This window comes from Thermodesulfovibrio thiophilus DSM 17215, assembly GCF_000423865.1.
Lineage (GTDB): Bacteria > Nitrospirota > Thermodesulfovibrionia > Thermodesulfovibrionales > Thermodesulfovibrionaceae > Thermodesulfovibrio > Thermodesulfovibrio thiophilus.
In genome coordinates, this window is the sequence record NZ_AUIU01000015.1 from 99,862 (window position 1) to 116,891 (window position 17,030).

Sequence of the window (17,030 nt, forward strand, 5' to 3'; positions counted from 1 at the left end):
CTATGTTTATTGAAACATCTTTGTTAACGTTCATAGTAGTAATTTTTTTAGCAATTTATATTCTGAGCAGTGCAATTAAAATTCTTAAAGAATATGAAAGAGGTGTTGTATTCAGGCTTGGTAGAATAATCCCGGTTAAGGGCCCGGGGCTTATCCTTATATGGCCTGTTATTGATAAGCTGGTTAAAATAAGCTTGAGAATTGTAACAATGGATGTTCCTGCGCAGGATATTATTACAAAAGATAATGTCTCTGTTAAGGTTAATGCTGTTGTATATTTTAAGCCGGTTGATCCCATTAAAGCTATTACAGCGGTTGAAGACTTTTACTATGCAACAAGTCAGATTGCTCAGACAACTCTCAGAAGCATTCTTGGACAGAGCGAACTTCAGGATTTATTGACAAATCGTGACCAGATTAATGCAGAACTTCAAAAGGTTATTGACTCCCAGACAGAACCATGGGGAATTAAGGTAACAGCAGTGGAGGTTAAGAATGTTGACCTGCCACAGGAAATGCTGAGAGCAATGGCAAGGCAGGCAGAAGCTGAAAGAGAACGTAGAGCAAAAATCATTCATGCAGAAGGAGAACTTCAGGCAGCTGAAAAACTTACAGAAGCAGCGAGAATTATTTCTTCTGAACCAGCAGCCATCCAATTGAGATATCTTCAGACTCTGAAAGAAATTGCTTCTGAGAAAAATTCAACAATTCTTTTCCCTCTTCCAATTGATTTAATAACACCATTTCTGGAGAAATTATCTGGTGGTAAAAAATAAACCAGCTTTTAAAGCACTGTTCAGAGTTTTTGCTCTGGCAGTGCTTATTGCTTTAATTGTTTTTGTCTCCTACGAATTGGGTATTATTGAATTTTTTCTTAATGAAGAAAAACTTAAAAATTTTATTCAATCACTTGGTCCTGCAGGCATAGTTGGTTTTGTACTTCTTCAGGCTTTTCAGGTAATTGCTGCTCCAATTCCAGGTGAAGTTACAGGATTACTTGGTGGTTATCTATATGGAACAGTTGGTGGCATTATTTTATCAACTATAGGACTTACCATTGGTTCAATGCTTGCCTTTATTCTTGGCAGAGTATTTGGCAGACCTTTTGTTGAGAAAGTTGCTGATCCGGTGGTTCTTAATAAATTTGATTATCTTTTGCATCATAAAGGTGCTTTTTTAGTATTTTTTCTGTTTTTAATCCCTGGATTTCCAAAAGATTATCTAAGCTATTTTCTAGGGTTGAGCAGGCTTTCTCTTATAGAATTCACAGTAATTGCAGGAGTTGGAAGACTTTTGGGCACAGTTTTGCTTTCACTTGGAGGAAGTTATCTGAGACATCATGAGTATAAAAACTTTATTACTCTCACAGGCATTGCAATTATTGTAATGGCAACAGTATGGCTATTTAAGAATAAAATTGAACGACTCTTAAGAAAATGGCATATAAGTAGATATAAAAAAATCAAGGACAGCAAAAAAAAAGACTCACAGTCTTCTGCTCAGAATAAAAAATGAAAATAAGGTTCTATCGCTGTTTTACCACTTAATTAAAGCACTCCCCCATGTAAGTCCTGCACCGAATGCTGCAAGCATCACATAGTCACCCTGTTTTAGTCTGCCTTCTCTGACAGCTTCATCCAGAGCAATTGGTATTGACGCAGATGAAGTATTTCCATATTTTTGAATATTAATCTTCACCTTTTCCATTGACAACTCAAGCCTTTTTGCCATTGCCTGAATAATCCTTATATTTGCCTGATGTGGAATTAAAAGACCCAATTGGGAAGAAGTTATTCCGCCTTTCTTGAGTGTGGTTTCAACAATTTCTTCAAGTGTTTTAACTGCCACTTTGAATGTCTCATTACCTTTCATTTTTATAAAATTAAGTCTTTGTTTTATTGCGTCTTCAGTAACAGGAAGCTTTGATCCTCCTGCAGGCATATGAATAAAATCCCACATTGTTCCATCCGAGAAAATGTCTATTATTCTGATACCTTCATCATTTTCAGAAGGCTCAAGAATAACAGCTCCAGCTCCATCAGCAAGAAGAACACACGTTGTTCTGTCTGTCCAGTCTGTAAATTTTGAAAGTATTTCAGCACCAACAACCAGTGCTCTTCGGGATGCTCCTGTTCTTATAAATTTTTCAGCAATAGATAGAGCATAAATGAAGCCTGTGCATGCTCCATTTATGTCAAAAGCCACCGCATGTGTTGCTCCGAGTTTCATCTGTAAAACACATCCACAGGATGGAGTTAGCATATCAGGGGTTACAGTTGCAACCACTATTAAATCAAGGTCATCTGCGGTTAAATTGGCATTTTTTAAAGCTTTTGTTGCAGCTTCATAGGCGAGGTCACTTGTTGCCTGATGAAGAGAAGCAATTCGTCTTTCTTTTATTCCTGTTCTCTCTATAATCCATTCATCTGTTGTTTCAACCATTTTTTCAAGATCATGATTTGTCAAGACGTTTTCAGGAACATAAGAGCCTGTTGATACTATTCTGGCATTCATTAATTTCCCCCGGTATAATAATTTAAATTTTCAGAGATGTTTTTATATATCTGTTTGGTTGCCATTTTTACAGCAACCTGTATAGCATTTTTAATTGCCTTAGCTGAAGATCTTCCATGACATATTAGAGACGTGCCGTTAATTCCTAGTAATAATGCACCACCGTATTCTGAATAATCAATCTTTTTTTTGAAACTTCTTATAGCTGGTTTTATCATCATATAACCAATTTTTCCAGTTATTACATCTGCAACCTCTCTTTTAAGCATCTTCATCAGAGCATCTGCAAGTCCTTCGCCAACTTTCAAAACGATATTGCCTATAAAACCATCACATACAACAACATCTGCTAAACCGAAAAATATATCCTTTCCCTCAATATTGCCTGTAAAATTTAAAGTTGTTGCCTGAAGTAGCTTGAAAGCTTCTTTTGTAAGTTCATTTCCCTTTGAACCCTCTTCGCCAATGCTCAGAAGGGCAATTCTGGGAGATTGTGTCCCAAATAGTGCTTTATGATACGCATCTCCCATAAATGCAAACTGGAGAAGATGTTCTGGTTTGCAGTCTACATTAGCACCTGCATCAAGTAAAATAAAATGTCCCTTCAGACAGGGCATAACAGCGGCAATCGCAGGACGTTCAACATCAGGCAGTTTGCCAAGCAGAAGATAACTTAAAGCCATCATTGCACCAGAATGACCTGCGCTTATAACAGCATCAGCTTTACCATCTCTGACAAGTTGCACCGCTATTCTCATGGAAGTATTTCGTCTTCGGATAGCAGAAGATACATTTTCATCCATTTTAATTGTATCTTCTGTATGAAAAATGATAATATTGCCTTTTAGTTCTTTTTTATCAGTTAAAAAACTCTTTATTTTTTGTTCATCACCTACAAGAATAATCTCAACATCCTGATCAACTGCCACTTCATAAGCACCAAGAACATTAACATCGGGGGCAAAATCGCCCCCCATTGCATCTACAGCAATTCGTAACATTTTTTAATTTACTCTTCAATCTCTAGAATTTTCCTGCCTTTGTAAGAGCCGCAATTAGGACATACCCTATGAGATAGCTTTGGTTCTTTGCAATCATGACAAAGAACCAAGTTAGGCGCTGTTATTTTCCAGTTAGCCCTTCTTTTATCTCTTTTAGATGGGGTATGACGATGCCTTGGATTAGCCATATTTTTTCATCCTCCTTAAAAGTGATTGTAATACTGCCATTCTTGGATCAATTTCTTTAACCTCGCATTGACACTCAAATTTATTCAAATCTGTACCACATATTGGACATAAGCCTTTACAATCTTCAGAGCATAAAGGTTTCATCGGGATATTAAGCAATATCTGGTCACGAATTATATCATCTGTATCAATTAGTCCTTCCCTATAAAAATCAACATCCATTTCATCTCTTTTCAGTTCAACCAGTTCTTCTCTATTCAATTCTTCTATTGGATGATAATTCAGTTCAATAAGAGTTTTTATTTGCATTTTATAATCTTTCAAACATCTGCTACATTCAAGTTCAACTTCTCCAGTAATAATTCCTTTTACCAATACTTCTAGCCCTTTTTTGTCCAGACTTAATATTGCCTTAAAAGGCTGTGTAATTGTTACTCCATCTATCTTTGGAGTGTCTTCCAGCTCAATATTAAGTCCTTCTAACGGAATGTCAAAGACCTCAATTTTCATTTAAAAACCTCAAAAATAAAATATTAATTAAAGACCAAACAAAATATTTTAACAGAAAATGAAACTTCCTTTACAATTAAGGATACAATAAGAAATTCACTCTATTTTAATTCGATGTATGGTCTATGCTGCTTTTTTCAATTTTTCCATTATTTTCCAGCTTTTTAAAATATCAACACCTCTCTGTAGCTGAGTATCATCTTTTTCATCAACTTCCTGTGGTGCTTTTTCCTGCGGTTCAACTTTTTCTCCTTTTAAATGCTCTTCAAGATCCTTCTCCCTGATAACAGGCACTTCTTTTCCATTTTTGCTTTCAAGCTTAACTACAATGTCAGGTATTATTCCAACTGCATGGATACTTTTTCCTTTTGGTGTATAGTATTTTGCTGTTGTAAGTTTTAATGCTGAACCATCACTGAGCGGAATAAGACTCTGAACAGAACCCTTACCAAATGTTTGAACTCCTAAAATCAATGCTCTTCCCCAGTCCTGCAAAGCTCCAGCAACTATTTCCGATGCTGAAGCAGAACCCTGATTTACAAGAACAATCATCGGAATATCAGTGTATGACGGTCGCAGTTGTTCTGTATAATACTGCATTTTTTCACCAACTCGTCCCTGGATTGATACAACAAGATGTTTTTGAGGTAAAAACTGCTCAGAAACATCAACAGCACTCTGAAGAAGCCCGCCAGGATTATTTCTTAAATCAAGAATAAGGCTTTGCATTCCTGAATCTTTAAGACTCTTTAATGCTTCTGCAAGGTCCTGAGCTGTGCTTTCCTGAAACTGTACCAATTTTATATATCCTATTTCCTTATCAATCATTCTGTATTTAACACTTTTGATTTTAATGATATCTCTTACGATTGTTATGTCTTTTAGTTGTTTCCATTCATCTCTCTGGATTGTAAGAGTGACAGCTTTCCCTTTTGGTCCACGCATTTTTGAGACAGCATCATTAATATTCATATCTTTTGTTAATGTTCCATCAATTTTTATTATTTTATCGCCTGCTTTAATTCCTGCTTTCCATGCAGGAGTGTCTTCAATTGGAGCAATTACTGTGAGTACTCCATCTTTTATCCCAATCTGAATACCTATCCCTCCGAATTCTCCTTTGGTCTCTGTTTGGAATTCTTTAAAAGCCTCGGGTGGTAAATAAGCAGAATGAGGGTCAAGAGAATTTACCATTCCTTTTATGGCAGAACGAATAAGTTCTTGAGGATTAACCTCTTCTACATAGTTCTTTTTTATTGTGGTAAAAACTTCTGTAAAACTACGTAAATCTTGATAAATCGCATCTGTGCTTTGAGCAGCTGACCATCGTCCTATCATTATTCCCATGACAGTGATAACGAAAATTAATGAAAAAATTGTAATTTTTTTCTTCATTGTTATGTATCTCCCTCCCTTTTATCTTCTTAACCACTGTTCTGGATTGAGTGGTTTACCTCTATATCTTACTTCAAAATAAACAGCTGTGGTATCTATATTTGATTTTTCGCTTACTGTACCCACCACTTGACCTGTTTTCACATAAGAACCATCTCTTACGCTCACCGAGCCAAGATTTCCATATACTGTGTAATATCCATCGCCATGACTTATTATAACAAGGTTTTCATATCCTTTGAAATAGTTTGCATAAACAACTTTACCTTCAGCAGATGCTTTTACACTGGTGCCAGGAGAAGCTTGTATATAAATTCCGCTTCTGAACATTGGAACATTAAACACGGGATCTTTCTGACTTCCATAATGAACAACAATCTGCCCATTTACAGGCCATATAAGAGTTCCTCTTTTTTGAGTAAATCCACGTTCTGGTAAAGAACCAGATTTGCCTTTCTTTTTTTCTTTTTGTTCAGTTTGTTGAATAAGTCTGGTAAGTCTTTTTGCATTGTTTTCAAGTTCAGCTATTTTTTTCTCATAAAGAGCTTTATTCTGTCTTACTTTAGCTAGTAAAATTTCTCTTTCTCTTTGTTTCTGTTTTTGATCATACTCTGCTTTTTTGAGTGATTGTTCCTCCTGTTTTAAAGATGCATAAAGCCTCTGCAATTCTGTTTGTTGCATAATCAAACTATTGAGCTCTGCTTGATATTGGTCTATAAGTTTTTTATCAATATTAATAATTTTTTGAGTATTTTTTACTAAGCGAAATGCTTTTGTAGTATCCTCTTGCATTAAAATGATTAAAAGAGGATCTGGTTGATTATGCATTCTTTGCATTGCTTTTATTCTACTTAAAAGATAACTTTTCCTTGCTTCAAGTTGATTACTATAACTTTTTATCCCTTTTTCTGTTTCAGCAATTTTTAATTGAAGATTTTTTATTTTTGCTCTATGATTTTTTATTTTTTTTTCTATTATATTAATATCGTTTGAAACTTTTTTTAAATCTTCAATAACATTCTGTTCAATCTTCTTTGTTTCCTGTAGTTTCTTTTTGTGAACATTAAGCTCTTTTTTGATCTGTTTTAACTCCTCTCTGGGTGGAGCAGCCTGGCTCAGAGAACTTAACATAATAAAAAACATACCTATTGCAATTGTTATTTTTTTCAACATTGCTATTGATATTTTATTCTTCCAAGTGCAAAAAATGAAGAAAACATTCCAAAAAATATACCAAACAATGGCAAGACACAGAAAATCTCTAAAGGAAATGCTACAGTAGTAATAGCAGGCAGAAATTCTGAAAAACTTCTTGAATGTATAACAAAATATACTATTATCATTAAAATAGTTGCAAACAAAGCTCCTCCAAGACCGAGAATTCCGCCTTCTATTAAAAATGGAAATCTTATATATGAAGGAGTTGCACCGAGAAGTTTTAAAATTTCAATTTCTTCTGTTTTTTTCCAGTAAAAACTTTTTACAGTAGCATAAATTATAAATAAAACAGCCAGTAAAAGAAAACAGAATACGACTAAAGCAAAATTCCATAAAGTTACTTTTATTATCTTTAATCCATTTATAATTTTAGCTGGATAGTAAATATCATCAACACTTCCAAATCCTTTAATTTTTTTTATTATTTCTTCGATATTTTGCAAACTTTCTTCTTTTATAAAAGCCTCTATTGTATCAGATAAAGGATTATATCCAATGAGTTGTATCATCGAGGGATCAATAATATTTTTCATTTCTTTTAACGCTTCATCTTTTGAAATATACTGTAATCTAGAAAAAACTCCAGATTTTTTTAGTTGATCAGTTATAGAAGAAATTTCAGATTTACTTACTCCATCTTTTAAATAAATAACAATAGCAGCTTTTGTTGAAAGCTTCTTTGTAAACAACTCAAGATTGTAAAGAAGTAGAGAAACGCCTGTCACAATAAAAAAACATATTCCAATACTGAGCATTGACAGCAAAGTTGACCATCTATTAATCCATAATCCCTTAATTGCAGATATAATATGTCTTTTCATTGTATAATTTTCCCTTCTTTTAAACTAAAAACTCTGTAATGTGTATTTTTAAAAAGTTCTGAATTATGTGTCGCAATAACAACACTGCATCCTTTGGCATTTATTCTTTTAAAAAGAGCCATAATATCCTGTGAAGCCTCTGGATCAAGGTTACCTGTTGGCTCATCTGCAAGAACTATATGAGGATTTATAATGATTGCTCGTGCTATTGCAACCTTCTGCTGCTCTCCACCAGAGAGAGTTCTAACAAGGTTGTCTGCCTTTGATCTTAAGGCAACATCTTTCAGAGCATCAAGCACTCTCTGTCTTATATCTCTTTCTTTTTCACCAATAACCCTGAGTGGAAGGGCTATATTGTCAAATACTGTAAGGTCATGCCTTAACCTGAAATCCTGAAATACAAAACTTACGATCCTTCTTAAAAAAGGTATCTCTGAATGTTTAATATTTGAAAGGTCAAAATTTTCAACTTTTATTGTCCCTTCATCAGGGACTTCGCTTCCAAAGATTAATTTAAGAAGCGTTGTTTTGCCTGCTCCAGAAGGACCTGTTATAAAAACAAGCTCTCCTTTTTCTATATTAAAAGAAAGATCCTGTAAAACCGCTACTGAGCTATAATACTTAAAAACTCCTGAAAAAGTTATCATTTTTTAAAAAATTCTTTAACTATTTTAACTATATTTTCAGCTGTAAGCCCATAGAATTTAAGCAATTCTTTTGATGGGCCAGAACATCCAAAACTATCACTTATCCCGATTCTTTTTATAGCAACAGGATGGTTTTCAGCCAAAAATTCACTGACAGCCGAACCAAGCCCTCCAATTATTGAATGTTCTTCTGCTGTTATGACTAATTTTGAAGCTTTTGCAGTTTTAAATAATGCGTCCTCATCAAGTGGCTTTACTGATGAAAAGTTTGCCACACCAGTATCAATGCCATCTTTACGCAAGACCTCAGCTGCTTTCAGTGCTTCTGAAACCATCAATCCATTGGCAACTATGTTTGCATCTTTACCAATTCTAAATATATAAGCTTTACCAATCTGAAATCTGTAATCTTCAGGCATTACCGCTTGAACTTTAGCTCTGCCAAGCCTTATATACACCGGGCCATAATATTCTGATGCTTTTACAATACTCTGAGCAGTTTCATATGCATCTGAAGGCACAATAACACTCATTCCCGGAATAACACGCATGAGGGCAATATCCTCTAATGCCTGATGAGTTGCACCATCTTCTCCAACTGTAATTCCTCCATGTGTTGCAACAACTTTTACATTTGCATTTGAGTAGCAAACAGTCTGTCTTATCTGTTCCCATGCTCTACCGGTTGCAAATATTGCAAATGTTGACGCAAATGGAATTTTTCCAGTTAGAGCCAGTCCGGCTGCTGTTCCAATCATATCCTGTTCAGAGATTCCCATATTAAAGAATCTATCAGGAAAGAGTTTTGCAAACTTTGCCGTTTTTGTTGAACAACTGAGATCAGCATCAAGAACAACTATGTCAGGATTTTTCTTTCCCAGTTCAACGAGGGTAATCCCATAAGCATCTCTTGTTGCCATATCTTTTCCGTAGAATTCGGATAAATCACTCAAACTGCAAATAGATTCAGTTTTGCCCATTTTTTAACTCCTTAAGTGCAATCTCCAGCTCTTCATGGGTGGGAGCCATCCCATGATATTGAACTTTGCCTTCAAATATAGAAACTCCTTTACCTTTCACAGTGTTTGCCACAATCATTGTAGGCTTTTCTTTTATCTTTTCAGCTTCATCAAGAGCATTAATAATTTCGTACATATCATGCCCATCGATTGTAAAAACATTCCATCCAAAAGCTATAAATTTATCTTCTATTGGTTCGACATTCATAACATCTGAACAATATCCATCAATCTGTAAATTATTATGATCAACTATTGCACAGAGATTATCTATTTTATAATGAGCAGCCGTCATGGCAGCTTCCCAAATCTGACCTTCCTGAATTTCTCCATCTCCTAATAGGCAGTAAACTCTTGATAAAATCCTCTCAAGCCTCAATCCAAGAGCCATTCCATTTGCAACAGAAAGCCCCTGACCAAGTGAACCAGTGGAGACCTCAATGCCTGGAATGCTCTTACAGCATGGATGTCCCTGAAGAGGTGAATTAAGCCTTCGTAAACTTCCAAGTAATGACTTATCAAAATAACCTGATAATGCAAGAACTGCATAAAGCACCGGTGCAGCATGCCCCTTTGAAAGAACAAATCTGTCACGCTCTTTCCATCGAGGGTTTTGTGGGTCGTGTTTCATTTTATAAAAATAAAGAGCAGTTACAATATCCGCTGCAGAAAGACTTCCTCCTGTATGTCCAGATCCTGCTTTAGTGAGCATTTTAACAATTTCAATCCTTAGTTGTCTTGCTTTATCTTTTAAAAATTCTATATCTGCCACTGCATCCACCTCAATTTGTTGATTGATTTTTTAATTATAAATCAAAAATCTGAAAAAAGACAGCATATTCATTTTCGTGGTATCTTAAAGATATGGATGAAATTTATCTTTTAGACGGAAGTTGTTTTGTTTACAGAGCCTATCACGCTATAAAGGCTTTGATCACATCCAGAGGCTTTCCAACCAATGCAATCTATGGATTTATAAGAATGCTTCTCAAACTTCTTAAAGAAAAGGATGTTCAGTATCTACTCATTGCTTTTGATAGCCCTCATCCTACAAAAAGGCATATAGTGTATGAGGATTATAAAATAACAAGGCCTGAAACACCCGGGGATTTACCGATTCAACTTGAGCAAATAAAAAAAATTATTGATGCTTTTGGCATAAAAAGGATTGAAATTCCTGGCTATGAAGCTGATGATATTATAGCTACAGTAGTTTTAAATCTCAATAACCAATCAATTACTAACAATATTTTTATTGTCAGTCTTGACAAGGATATGCTTCAGCTTGTTTCTGATAATGTAAAAATATATGATCCATTCAGTAACCTTATCATTGATAGAGACTATGTAATTAAAAAATACGGAATTCCTCCAGAAAAACTCAATGATTTCATGGCCTTTACAGGGGATAGTATTGATAATATTCCCGGAGTTAAGGGTATTGGAGAAAAAACCGCAGCAGAGCTTATGAAGAGATATGGTTCTGTTGAAGCTATATTGAAAAATCTTGACATAATCAAGCCTGCAAGGGTGGCTGAACTTATCAGAAAAAATATAGATTCTCTAAAATTTAGCAGGGAACTTGTAGCATTGAAGAGTGATGCTCCAATCAAACTACAAATCGATGACATTAAAATAAAGGAGCAGGATAATGACAAACTCACACAATTGTTTCAGGAATTTGAGTTCAGCACGCTTTTAAAAGAGGTTGTGACTAAAAACAATGAAATTAGAAACTCTGATGCTATAACAACAATAAAAGCCGGGATTGAACGGATTTTAGAAAAAATACATGAAAAAGGAGTATTCACGCTAACTCTTACTGAGAATAAATCGGATATTTTTAAGACAACTTCAAAAGTAATCAACTCAAAAGATGATTATACGATAAATATAGGAATTAATGGAGATATCTACGAAGTAGCTTTACAGGATTCTAAAGTGAACAAAATTTTATCTTTAGATGCATTGAAGATTGTATATAACGCAAAAGAGATATTAAAAAAACTTAAACATGCAGGCATGAAACTCTATTCTCCTTACTTTGATATTATGATAGCAGCTTATTTGATAAATCCAAATAGAGGAAAATACAATTTCAATGAAATTACACTTGAGTTTCTTGGGAAGCTCTACGACAGTCTAGAATCTTCCAATTTGATAATGTTTGAACTTTACGAAAAACTACATAGAGAACTGAAAGAAAAAGAGCTTGAGAGACTTTATTTTGATATTGAGATGCCTTTGATAGATGTTCTTTTTGAGATGGAAGAAGCCGGTATAAAAATTAATATTGACAAACTTGAGGCTCTCACAAAACAGATATCTTTTGAGCTTGACAAACTCAGAGAAAAAATTTATGGACTCGCTGGAGCTGAGTTTAACATTAACTCTCCAAAACAGCTTTCAGAGGTTTTATATGATAAACTCGGACTTAAATCCAGAAAAAGAGGTAAAAAGGCACGTTCAACCGAGATGGAGGTTCTTGAAGAACTTTCTGTACAGCATGAACTACCACAAGAAGTGATTAACTATCGTACGCTGAATAAACTTTTAACAGGATATCTTCTCCCCTTAAAAGATCACATAAATCCCGCAACCAATAGAATACATACAAAATGGTCTCAAACAGTAGCTGGAACAGGAAGAATTGTTAGCAGCGAACCAAATCTTCAGAATATTCCTGTAAAAGGACAGTGGGCTCAGCTTTTACGAGAAGTTTTTGTTCCTGAAGATGGCTTTTTGTTTTTAAGTGCTGACTATTCTCAGATTGAACTGAGACTTCTGGCTCATCTTAGTGAAGATCCTGCTTTAATCAGAGCATTTAAGGAGGGTAAAGATATTCATAATGCCACGGCATCTGAGATTTTTTCAGTTAATGAAAATGATGTTACTGAGGAACAGCGAAGAATTGCCAAAACAGTGAATTTTGGTATTTCATACGGAATAAGCCCATTTGGACTTTCTGAATCGATAAAAATTCCCTATGAAAAGGCTCAGGAGCTGATTGATCTTTATTTTTTGAGATATCCACAGGTAAAAAAATTTATTGAAGAAAGCATCGAATTTGCAAAGGAAAATGGCTATGTAAAAACACTTTTTGGAAGAATTAGACCTGTCTCTGAAATTAACAGTCAAAATCAATTTCTCAGATCACAGGCAGAAAGAATTGCTGTGAATGCAAGAGTGCAGGGAACTGCAGCAGATATCATAAAAATCGCAATGGTAAAAATTCATAATAGAATCAGGCAGGAGATGCTGAATGCAAAGATTATTTTACAGATTCATGATGAAATAGTGCTTGAGGTTAAAGAACAATTACTAGGAAGAGTAAGTGACATTGTTCAGAATGAAATGAAAGATTTTAATTTAAAAGTTCCTCTTGAGGTCAATGTATTTACTGGAAAGAGCCTGAATCTATAAAATATAAGTTTGTCTCTAAGAGCAGATACTTCTATTTATAAACTCTGGTTGTTATAGTTTCAATCAGAGTTTCAATTTTTTTGGTTGTATCAATTTTTATAAGTTTTTCGGAAGAAATTTCGATTGGTTCTTCAAATCGTTTCTTTTGAGCTAAATAAATTTCCCACCTCGCATCTGAAATATCCGGATCTAATGCTCTTTTTTTAAATCTTTCCTTTATGACACTGTCTTCTGCTGTACTCCAGATCCAGTAAATATCTGCTAAACAAAGTTCTGTCATGACCAGCTCTCTGTGGTGTTTTTTAAGAAATGTGGCATCAAGAATAACATCTCTTCCTTTTTTTGACTCTTCTTTAGCAAGGTCTATCATTTTTTTATACGTTTTATCAGTAAAATCCTGAGTGTAAATTCCCTGTTCAAATGGTTCATATTTATGCTCCTCTGGAGGCAGTCCGGCAAGGTTTTTCCTTACAATATCTGATGCAATCAAGTTAGAAAGAGTGTGATTCTTTAATTCTCTTGCAATTGTTGACTTTCCTGTTCCTGAAAAGCCAAAAACCACAAAAATCCGGGGTTTGAAACCACTGTAAATACAGGCAAGGTCAAAATATCTCTGAGCTTGTTCAAGTTCCTTTTGTCTTGTTTTGTCTGTTAATGATGAATCTTCAGATGTAAAACAGGCAATTTTACCTCTTACATAGGCACGGTAACATTTGTAAAAATTAAGAACTTTAATTAAACCTCTATCTCCTGATCTTTCAATGTAGCTTTCTATAAAATATTTTGAAAGCTCCCAATAACCGTGAAAGTCAAGGTCCATACTTAAAAAAGCTATGTCACCTGCCACATCTCCGCATCTGAATCTTTCATTAAACTCAACACAGTCAAATATATAAACTTTTTTAAGATTGTCAAAACATATATTGGCAGAATAAAGGTCTCCATGTCCTTCACGAATATAACCTTCTTTTATGCGACTATGAAAAACTGAGGCATTCTTCTTAATAAAAGTTCTGGTCCAGTTGATGATTGCATTATATCTCCATTTATTTAAAGCTTTGCCAACAAATTTCTCTGTCTGTGCAAAGTTTTCTTCAGTGTTAAACGAAACAGTATCTATTGAGCCATATTCATTAACTCCAGTACCTGTTTTTGCTGATTTGTAAAATGAAACTAAAATATCAACAATTAAATCAATATGTTTTTTCGTTAGAGCATCCTGGTTCAATATGTTTTGCATCATTCCTTCTTCCGGAAGTCTTTTCATCTTTACAGCATACTCAACAGGATTTTCACTGTTTTCAACTTTATAGCCATATTTTGTCTCTGAAATAGGCACAACTCCGAGATAGATATCAGGACATAGCCTACTGTTCAGTTCAATCTCTTTTTCACAGAAAAATTTTCTTTTTTCAAGAGTCGTATAATCAAGAAAGCCAAAATTTACAGGCTTTTTTATTTTGTAAACAAACCGGTCAATAAAAACATACGATATATGAGTCTGCTCAACCCATAGCTTTTCTGGTTTATCCGGAAAGGAGTTTATATTTAAAGCATGTGCCCAGTTTATCATATGTTCTCCATTTTTAATTCTTGTAATTCCTGGATAAGGATATTATAATTATTTTTTAGACTTCATGAAATCTTTATTTAAACATATTGTTTTTAAAGGCGGGCTCAGGCTCTTCTTCTGGCTTGGAAAGTTGTTGAGGAAACAACAACTCCCTAAAATTTCAAAAATCATAGCAACTATTTTATATCGTCTTCCATGGTCACGTAAATCTATTACATTAGATAATCTTAAAATTGCTTTTGAAAATAAATATAATGAGCAAGAATTAAAAGATATTTTAAAAAAATTTCTTCAGGAAGTGATTTCAATTGCTCTTGAAGTTGCATTTATTGTAAAAAAAAAGGAGCCGCTGTCTCACTGGGCAGTTGCCGCAGGCCTTGAACATCTTGATGATGCATTGAAACAAGGTAAAGGAGTTATTGCTTTAAGTGCCCATATTGGAAACATTCCTATAATGCTTGCATGGCTTGCAGAAAAAGGATATCCTGTGGCTGTTCTTTTTAAAGAGGGGAAATATCTTCCAGAGGGTTTTCTTTACAGGCTTATCAGTTCTTATAAAATTTATCCAATTCCATTTTGTTCTGACAGAGAAGTTCCGAAGGAAATAATAAAGGCATTAAATAAAAATATGATTGTTTTTATACTTGCTGATCAGTCAAGAAGAGGAGTTTATGCAAGGTTTTTTGGTAAGCTTGTGCAATGTCAGAAAGGTGCTTTTTTAATTGCTTTAAGAAAGATGTGTCCTGTTATTCCTGTTTTCATTACAAGGCAAGAAAATATATATAAAATAAAAGTTTATCAATCAATAAATATGTCTGACGATAAAAATATTGTTGAATATATTGAGCAATATAATTCACTTCTTGAGAGTATTATATTGCAACATCCTGAGCAATATTACTGGTTTCACAGAAGATTTAAGAAGATGAAGCTTCTGTAAACTGAAGATGCCATAACTCCCTGTATAGTCCTTCACGAGACAGAAGTTCCTCATGAGTTCCCTGTTCAATTATTTTTCCTTTATCTATGACAATAATTTTGTCAGCTCTTTTTATTGTTGAGAGTCGGTGGGCAATTACTATGGTTGTTCTGCCTTTTATCATTTCTTCAAGTGCTCGTTGAATTTTTTCTTCTGATTCTGTGTCAAGAGATGCAGTTGCTTCATCAAGTAGTAAAATTTTAGGTTTTCTTAAAATTGCTCTTGCTATGGTAATTCTCTGTTTTTGTCCACCTGAAAGTAAAATTCCTTTTTCACCAACTATAGAATTATAACCATCTGGAAGATTTATTATAAAATCATGAGCATCTGCCATTTTTGCAGCTTCTATGGCTTCTTTATCAGTTGAAGAAATATTCCCAAATTTTATATTGTTCATAGCTGTATCATTGAATAGAACTATATCCTGTGTAACAAGGGCTATCTGAGAACGCAAGGTATGTAGAGAATACTGCTTTGTGCTTATTCCATCAATTAAAATCTCTCCCTCAGTTGGATACCAGAATCCAGCTACTAAGTCTGCTATTGTGCTTTTTCCTGATCCAGAAGGGCCAACTATTGCAACTGTTTCTCCAGGTTTTATATCAATATTAATATTTTTCAATGCATAGTCTTTTGAAACAGGGTATTTAAATGAAACATTTTTAAAGGTAATATGCCCTTTAATCTCTTTTTTAATTCCTTCTTCTGCTTCATGGTTTACAAATATGATTTCTCTCAATCTTTCAACAACATTTCTTCCCCTCTGAAATAATGCATTCACTCTTGTAAGTCTTTTAAGAGGTGTGTACATAAGCATAACAGCGGTTGCGAAAGAAAAAAAGTCTCCAGATGAAATTTTATCATTGACTACAAGCCAGCCACCATAAAAAAGTATCATTGCTACACCAACTCCTGCAATAATTTCAGTTATTAAGCTTGTGAATTCTTCGTTTTTCACTTCCCGCATTATATTTCTGTAGTGCTCATTAAGAGCTTTCCTATATCTATTAATCATGTCATCTTCCATTGTGAACGCCTTAATAATCTTTATTCCATGCAATGCCTCATGAAGAAGTGTTGTGACTCTGGCAATTCTTAAACGAGTTTTCATTCCTATATCTTTCATTCTTTTTCCAAGCTTTGTCATCACATAAACCATTAAAGGAATAACAACAAAGGAAAGCAAAGCAAGGTCCCATTTGCGATAAAATGCAACACCAGCAAGCACAACCACTGTAAGTCCTTCAACGATGAAGTTTTTTATTGTATATGACACGGTATTGTTAAGAAGGTCAATATCATTAAGTAATTTTGAAATAATATTGCCAGAGCTATCTCTGCAAAAAAATGAAAAAGGAAGCCTTAGAAGCTTATCGTAAACAGCCTCTCGTACGCTCTTTACAATATTTGCACCGATAGAACTCATAAGATAGTTATTAAAAAATGTAAAAAGTCCTCGAAGGGTAAAAAGAATTACAACAGCAATTAAAATGAGATAAAGATACTCTGATGATTTCTTAACAAAAATCTGGTCCATTGCTGGTTTAACAGACCATGCAATAGCTCCATTTGTCCCTGATATAGCAATACTGCAAATCATTGCTATAAGAAATCTCAATCTATGTTTTTTAATAAGTCTCCAGAATACAGCAAGATCATCAATCCATTTTTTTTTATACTTTATTTTAAACTGTCTTTGTATTTCCATATTCTTTTCCATGTGTATAGGTTATAAAAAATT

Annotated in this window: 16 protein-coding genes; 4 read left to right on the forward strand and 12 right to left on the reverse strand. The window is 34.3% G+C overall.

The window, feature by feature from the left end:
• Positions 1 to 2: 2 nt before the first annotated feature.
• Both G581_RS0107250 and G581_RS11690 read left to right on the forward strand, forming a co-directional pair.
• A complete protein-coding gene (locus G581_RS0107250) occupies positions 3 to 776 on the forward strand; it encodes a slipin family protein (protein ID WP_028845258.1) in 774 nt (257 codons plus the stop codon).
• The gene (locus G581_RS11690) at positions 763 to 1,515 is read left to right on the forward strand and encodes a TVP38/TMEM64 family protein (RefSeq protein WP_051179016.1); all 753 of its coding nucleotides are present in this window, start codon (positions 763 to 765) and stop codon (positions 1,513 to 1,515) included. The genes G581_RS0107250 and G581_RS11690 overlap by 14 nt, the downstream gene beginning before the upstream one ends.
• A gap of 21 nt (positions 1,516 to 1,536) precedes the next feature.
• Here G581_RS11690 and G581_RS0107260 read toward each other — a convergent pair whose 3' ends face one another.
• The 10 genes from G581_RS0107260 to G581_RS0107305 form a co-directional block, all read right to left on the reverse strand.
• Positions 1,537 to 2,514, reverse strand: coding sequence for a beta-ketoacyl-ACP synthase III (locus G581_RS0107260; RefSeq protein WP_028845259.1), 978 nt, complete (start codon positions 2,512 to 2,514; stop codon positions 1,537 to 1,539).
• Positions 2,514 to 3,515, reverse strand: coding sequence for a phosphate acyltransferase PlsX (plsX, locus tag G581_RS0107265; protein WP_028845260.1), 1,002 nt, complete (start codon positions 3,513 to 3,515; stop codon positions 2,514 to 2,516). Before plsX ends, G581_RS0107260 begins: the two co-directional genes overlap by 1 nt.
• A gap of 8 nt (positions 3,516 to 3,523) precedes the next feature.
• A complete protein-coding gene (gene rpmF / locus G581_RS0107270; protein ID WP_028845261.1) occupies positions 3,524 to 3,703 on the reverse strand; it encodes a 50S ribosomal protein L32 in 180 nt (59 codons plus the stop codon).
• The gene (locus tag G581_RS10955; RefSeq protein ID WP_051179019.1) at positions 3,696 to 4,214 is read right to left on the reverse strand and encodes a YceD family protein; all 519 of its coding nucleotides are present in this window, start codon (positions 4,212 to 4,214) and stop codon (positions 3,696 to 3,698) included. The genes rpmF and G581_RS10955 overlap by 8 nt, the downstream gene beginning before the upstream one ends.
• 123 nt (positions 4,215 to 4,337) lie before the next feature.
• Positions 4,338 to 5,609 carry a S41 family peptidase gene (locus G581_RS0107280; RefSeq protein ID WP_028845262.1) on the reverse strand — a complete coding sequence of 424 codons (1,272 nt, stop codon included), beginning with the start codon at positions 5,607 to 5,609 and terminating at the stop codon, positions 4,338 to 4,340.
• A 21-nt stretch (positions 5,610 to 5,630) separates the two neighbouring features.
• On the reverse strand, positions 5,631 to 6,782 hold the full coding sequence (locus G581_RS0107285) for a murein hydrolase activator EnvC family protein (protein WP_028845263.1): 1,152 nt from the start codon (positions 6,780 to 6,782) through the stop codon (positions 5,631 to 5,633).
• A 2-nt stretch (positions 6,783 to 6,784) separates the two neighbouring features.
• On the reverse strand, positions 6,785 to 7,648 hold the full coding sequence (locus tag G581_RS0107290) for a cell division protein FtsX (protein WP_028845264.1): 864 nt from the start codon (positions 7,646 to 7,648) through the stop codon (positions 6,785 to 6,787).
• Positions 7,645 to 8,295, reverse strand: coding sequence for a cell division ATP-binding protein FtsE (ftsE, locus tag G581_RS0107295; protein WP_028845265.1), 651 nt, complete (start codon positions 8,293 to 8,295; stop codon positions 7,645 to 7,647). The genes G581_RS0107290 and ftsE overlap by 4 nt, the downstream gene beginning before the upstream one ends.
• Positions 8,292 to 9,275, reverse strand: a complete 984-nt coding sequence (locus G581_RS0107300; protein WP_083962657.1) for a transketolase family protein — start codon at positions 9,273 to 9,275, stop codon at positions 8,292 to 8,294. Before G581_RS0107300 ends, ftsE begins: the two co-directional genes overlap by 4 nt.
• Positions 9,262 to 10,086, reverse strand: coding sequence for a transketolase (locus tag G581_RS0107305; RefSeq protein WP_028845267.1), 825 nt, complete (start codon positions 10,084 to 10,086; stop codon positions 9,262 to 9,264). Before G581_RS0107305 ends, G581_RS0107300 begins: the two co-directional genes overlap by 14 nt.
• 92 nt (positions 10,087 to 10,178) lie before the next feature.
• Here G581_RS0107305 and polA point away from each other — a divergent pair, with 92 nt between their 5' ends.
• A complete protein-coding gene (gene polA, locus G581_RS0107310) occupies positions 10,179 to 12,737 on the forward strand; it encodes a DNA polymerase I (protein ID WP_028845268.1) in 2,559 nt (852 codons plus the stop codon).
• A gap of 31 nt (positions 12,738 to 12,768) precedes the next feature.
• On the opposite strand, the gene G581_RS0107315 is transcribed toward polA, so the two are convergent.
• A complete protein-coding gene (locus tag G581_RS0107315) occupies positions 12,769 to 14,310 on the reverse strand; it encodes a bifunctional aminoglycoside phosphotransferase/ATP-binding protein (protein ID WP_028845269.1) in 1,542 nt (513 codons plus the stop codon).
• A gap of 64 nt (positions 14,311 to 14,374) precedes the next feature.
• Here G581_RS0107315 and G581_RS0107320 point away from each other — a divergent pair, with 64 nt between their 5' ends.
• Positions 14,375 to 15,250, forward strand: a complete 876-nt coding sequence (locus G581_RS0107320) for a lysophospholipid acyltransferase family protein (RefSeq protein ID WP_028845270.1) — start codon at positions 14,375 to 14,377, stop codon at positions 15,248 to 15,250.
• On the opposite strand, the gene G581_RS0107325 is transcribed toward G581_RS0107320, so the two are convergent.
• Positions 15,228 to 17,009, reverse strand: a complete 1,782-nt coding sequence (locus tag G581_RS0107325) for an ABC transporter ATP-binding protein (RefSeq protein WP_028845271.1) — start codon at positions 17,007 to 17,009, stop codon at positions 15,228 to 15,230. The genes G581_RS0107320 and G581_RS0107325 overlap by 23 nt on opposite strands.
• Positions 17,010 to 17,030: the final 21 nt, after the last annotated feature.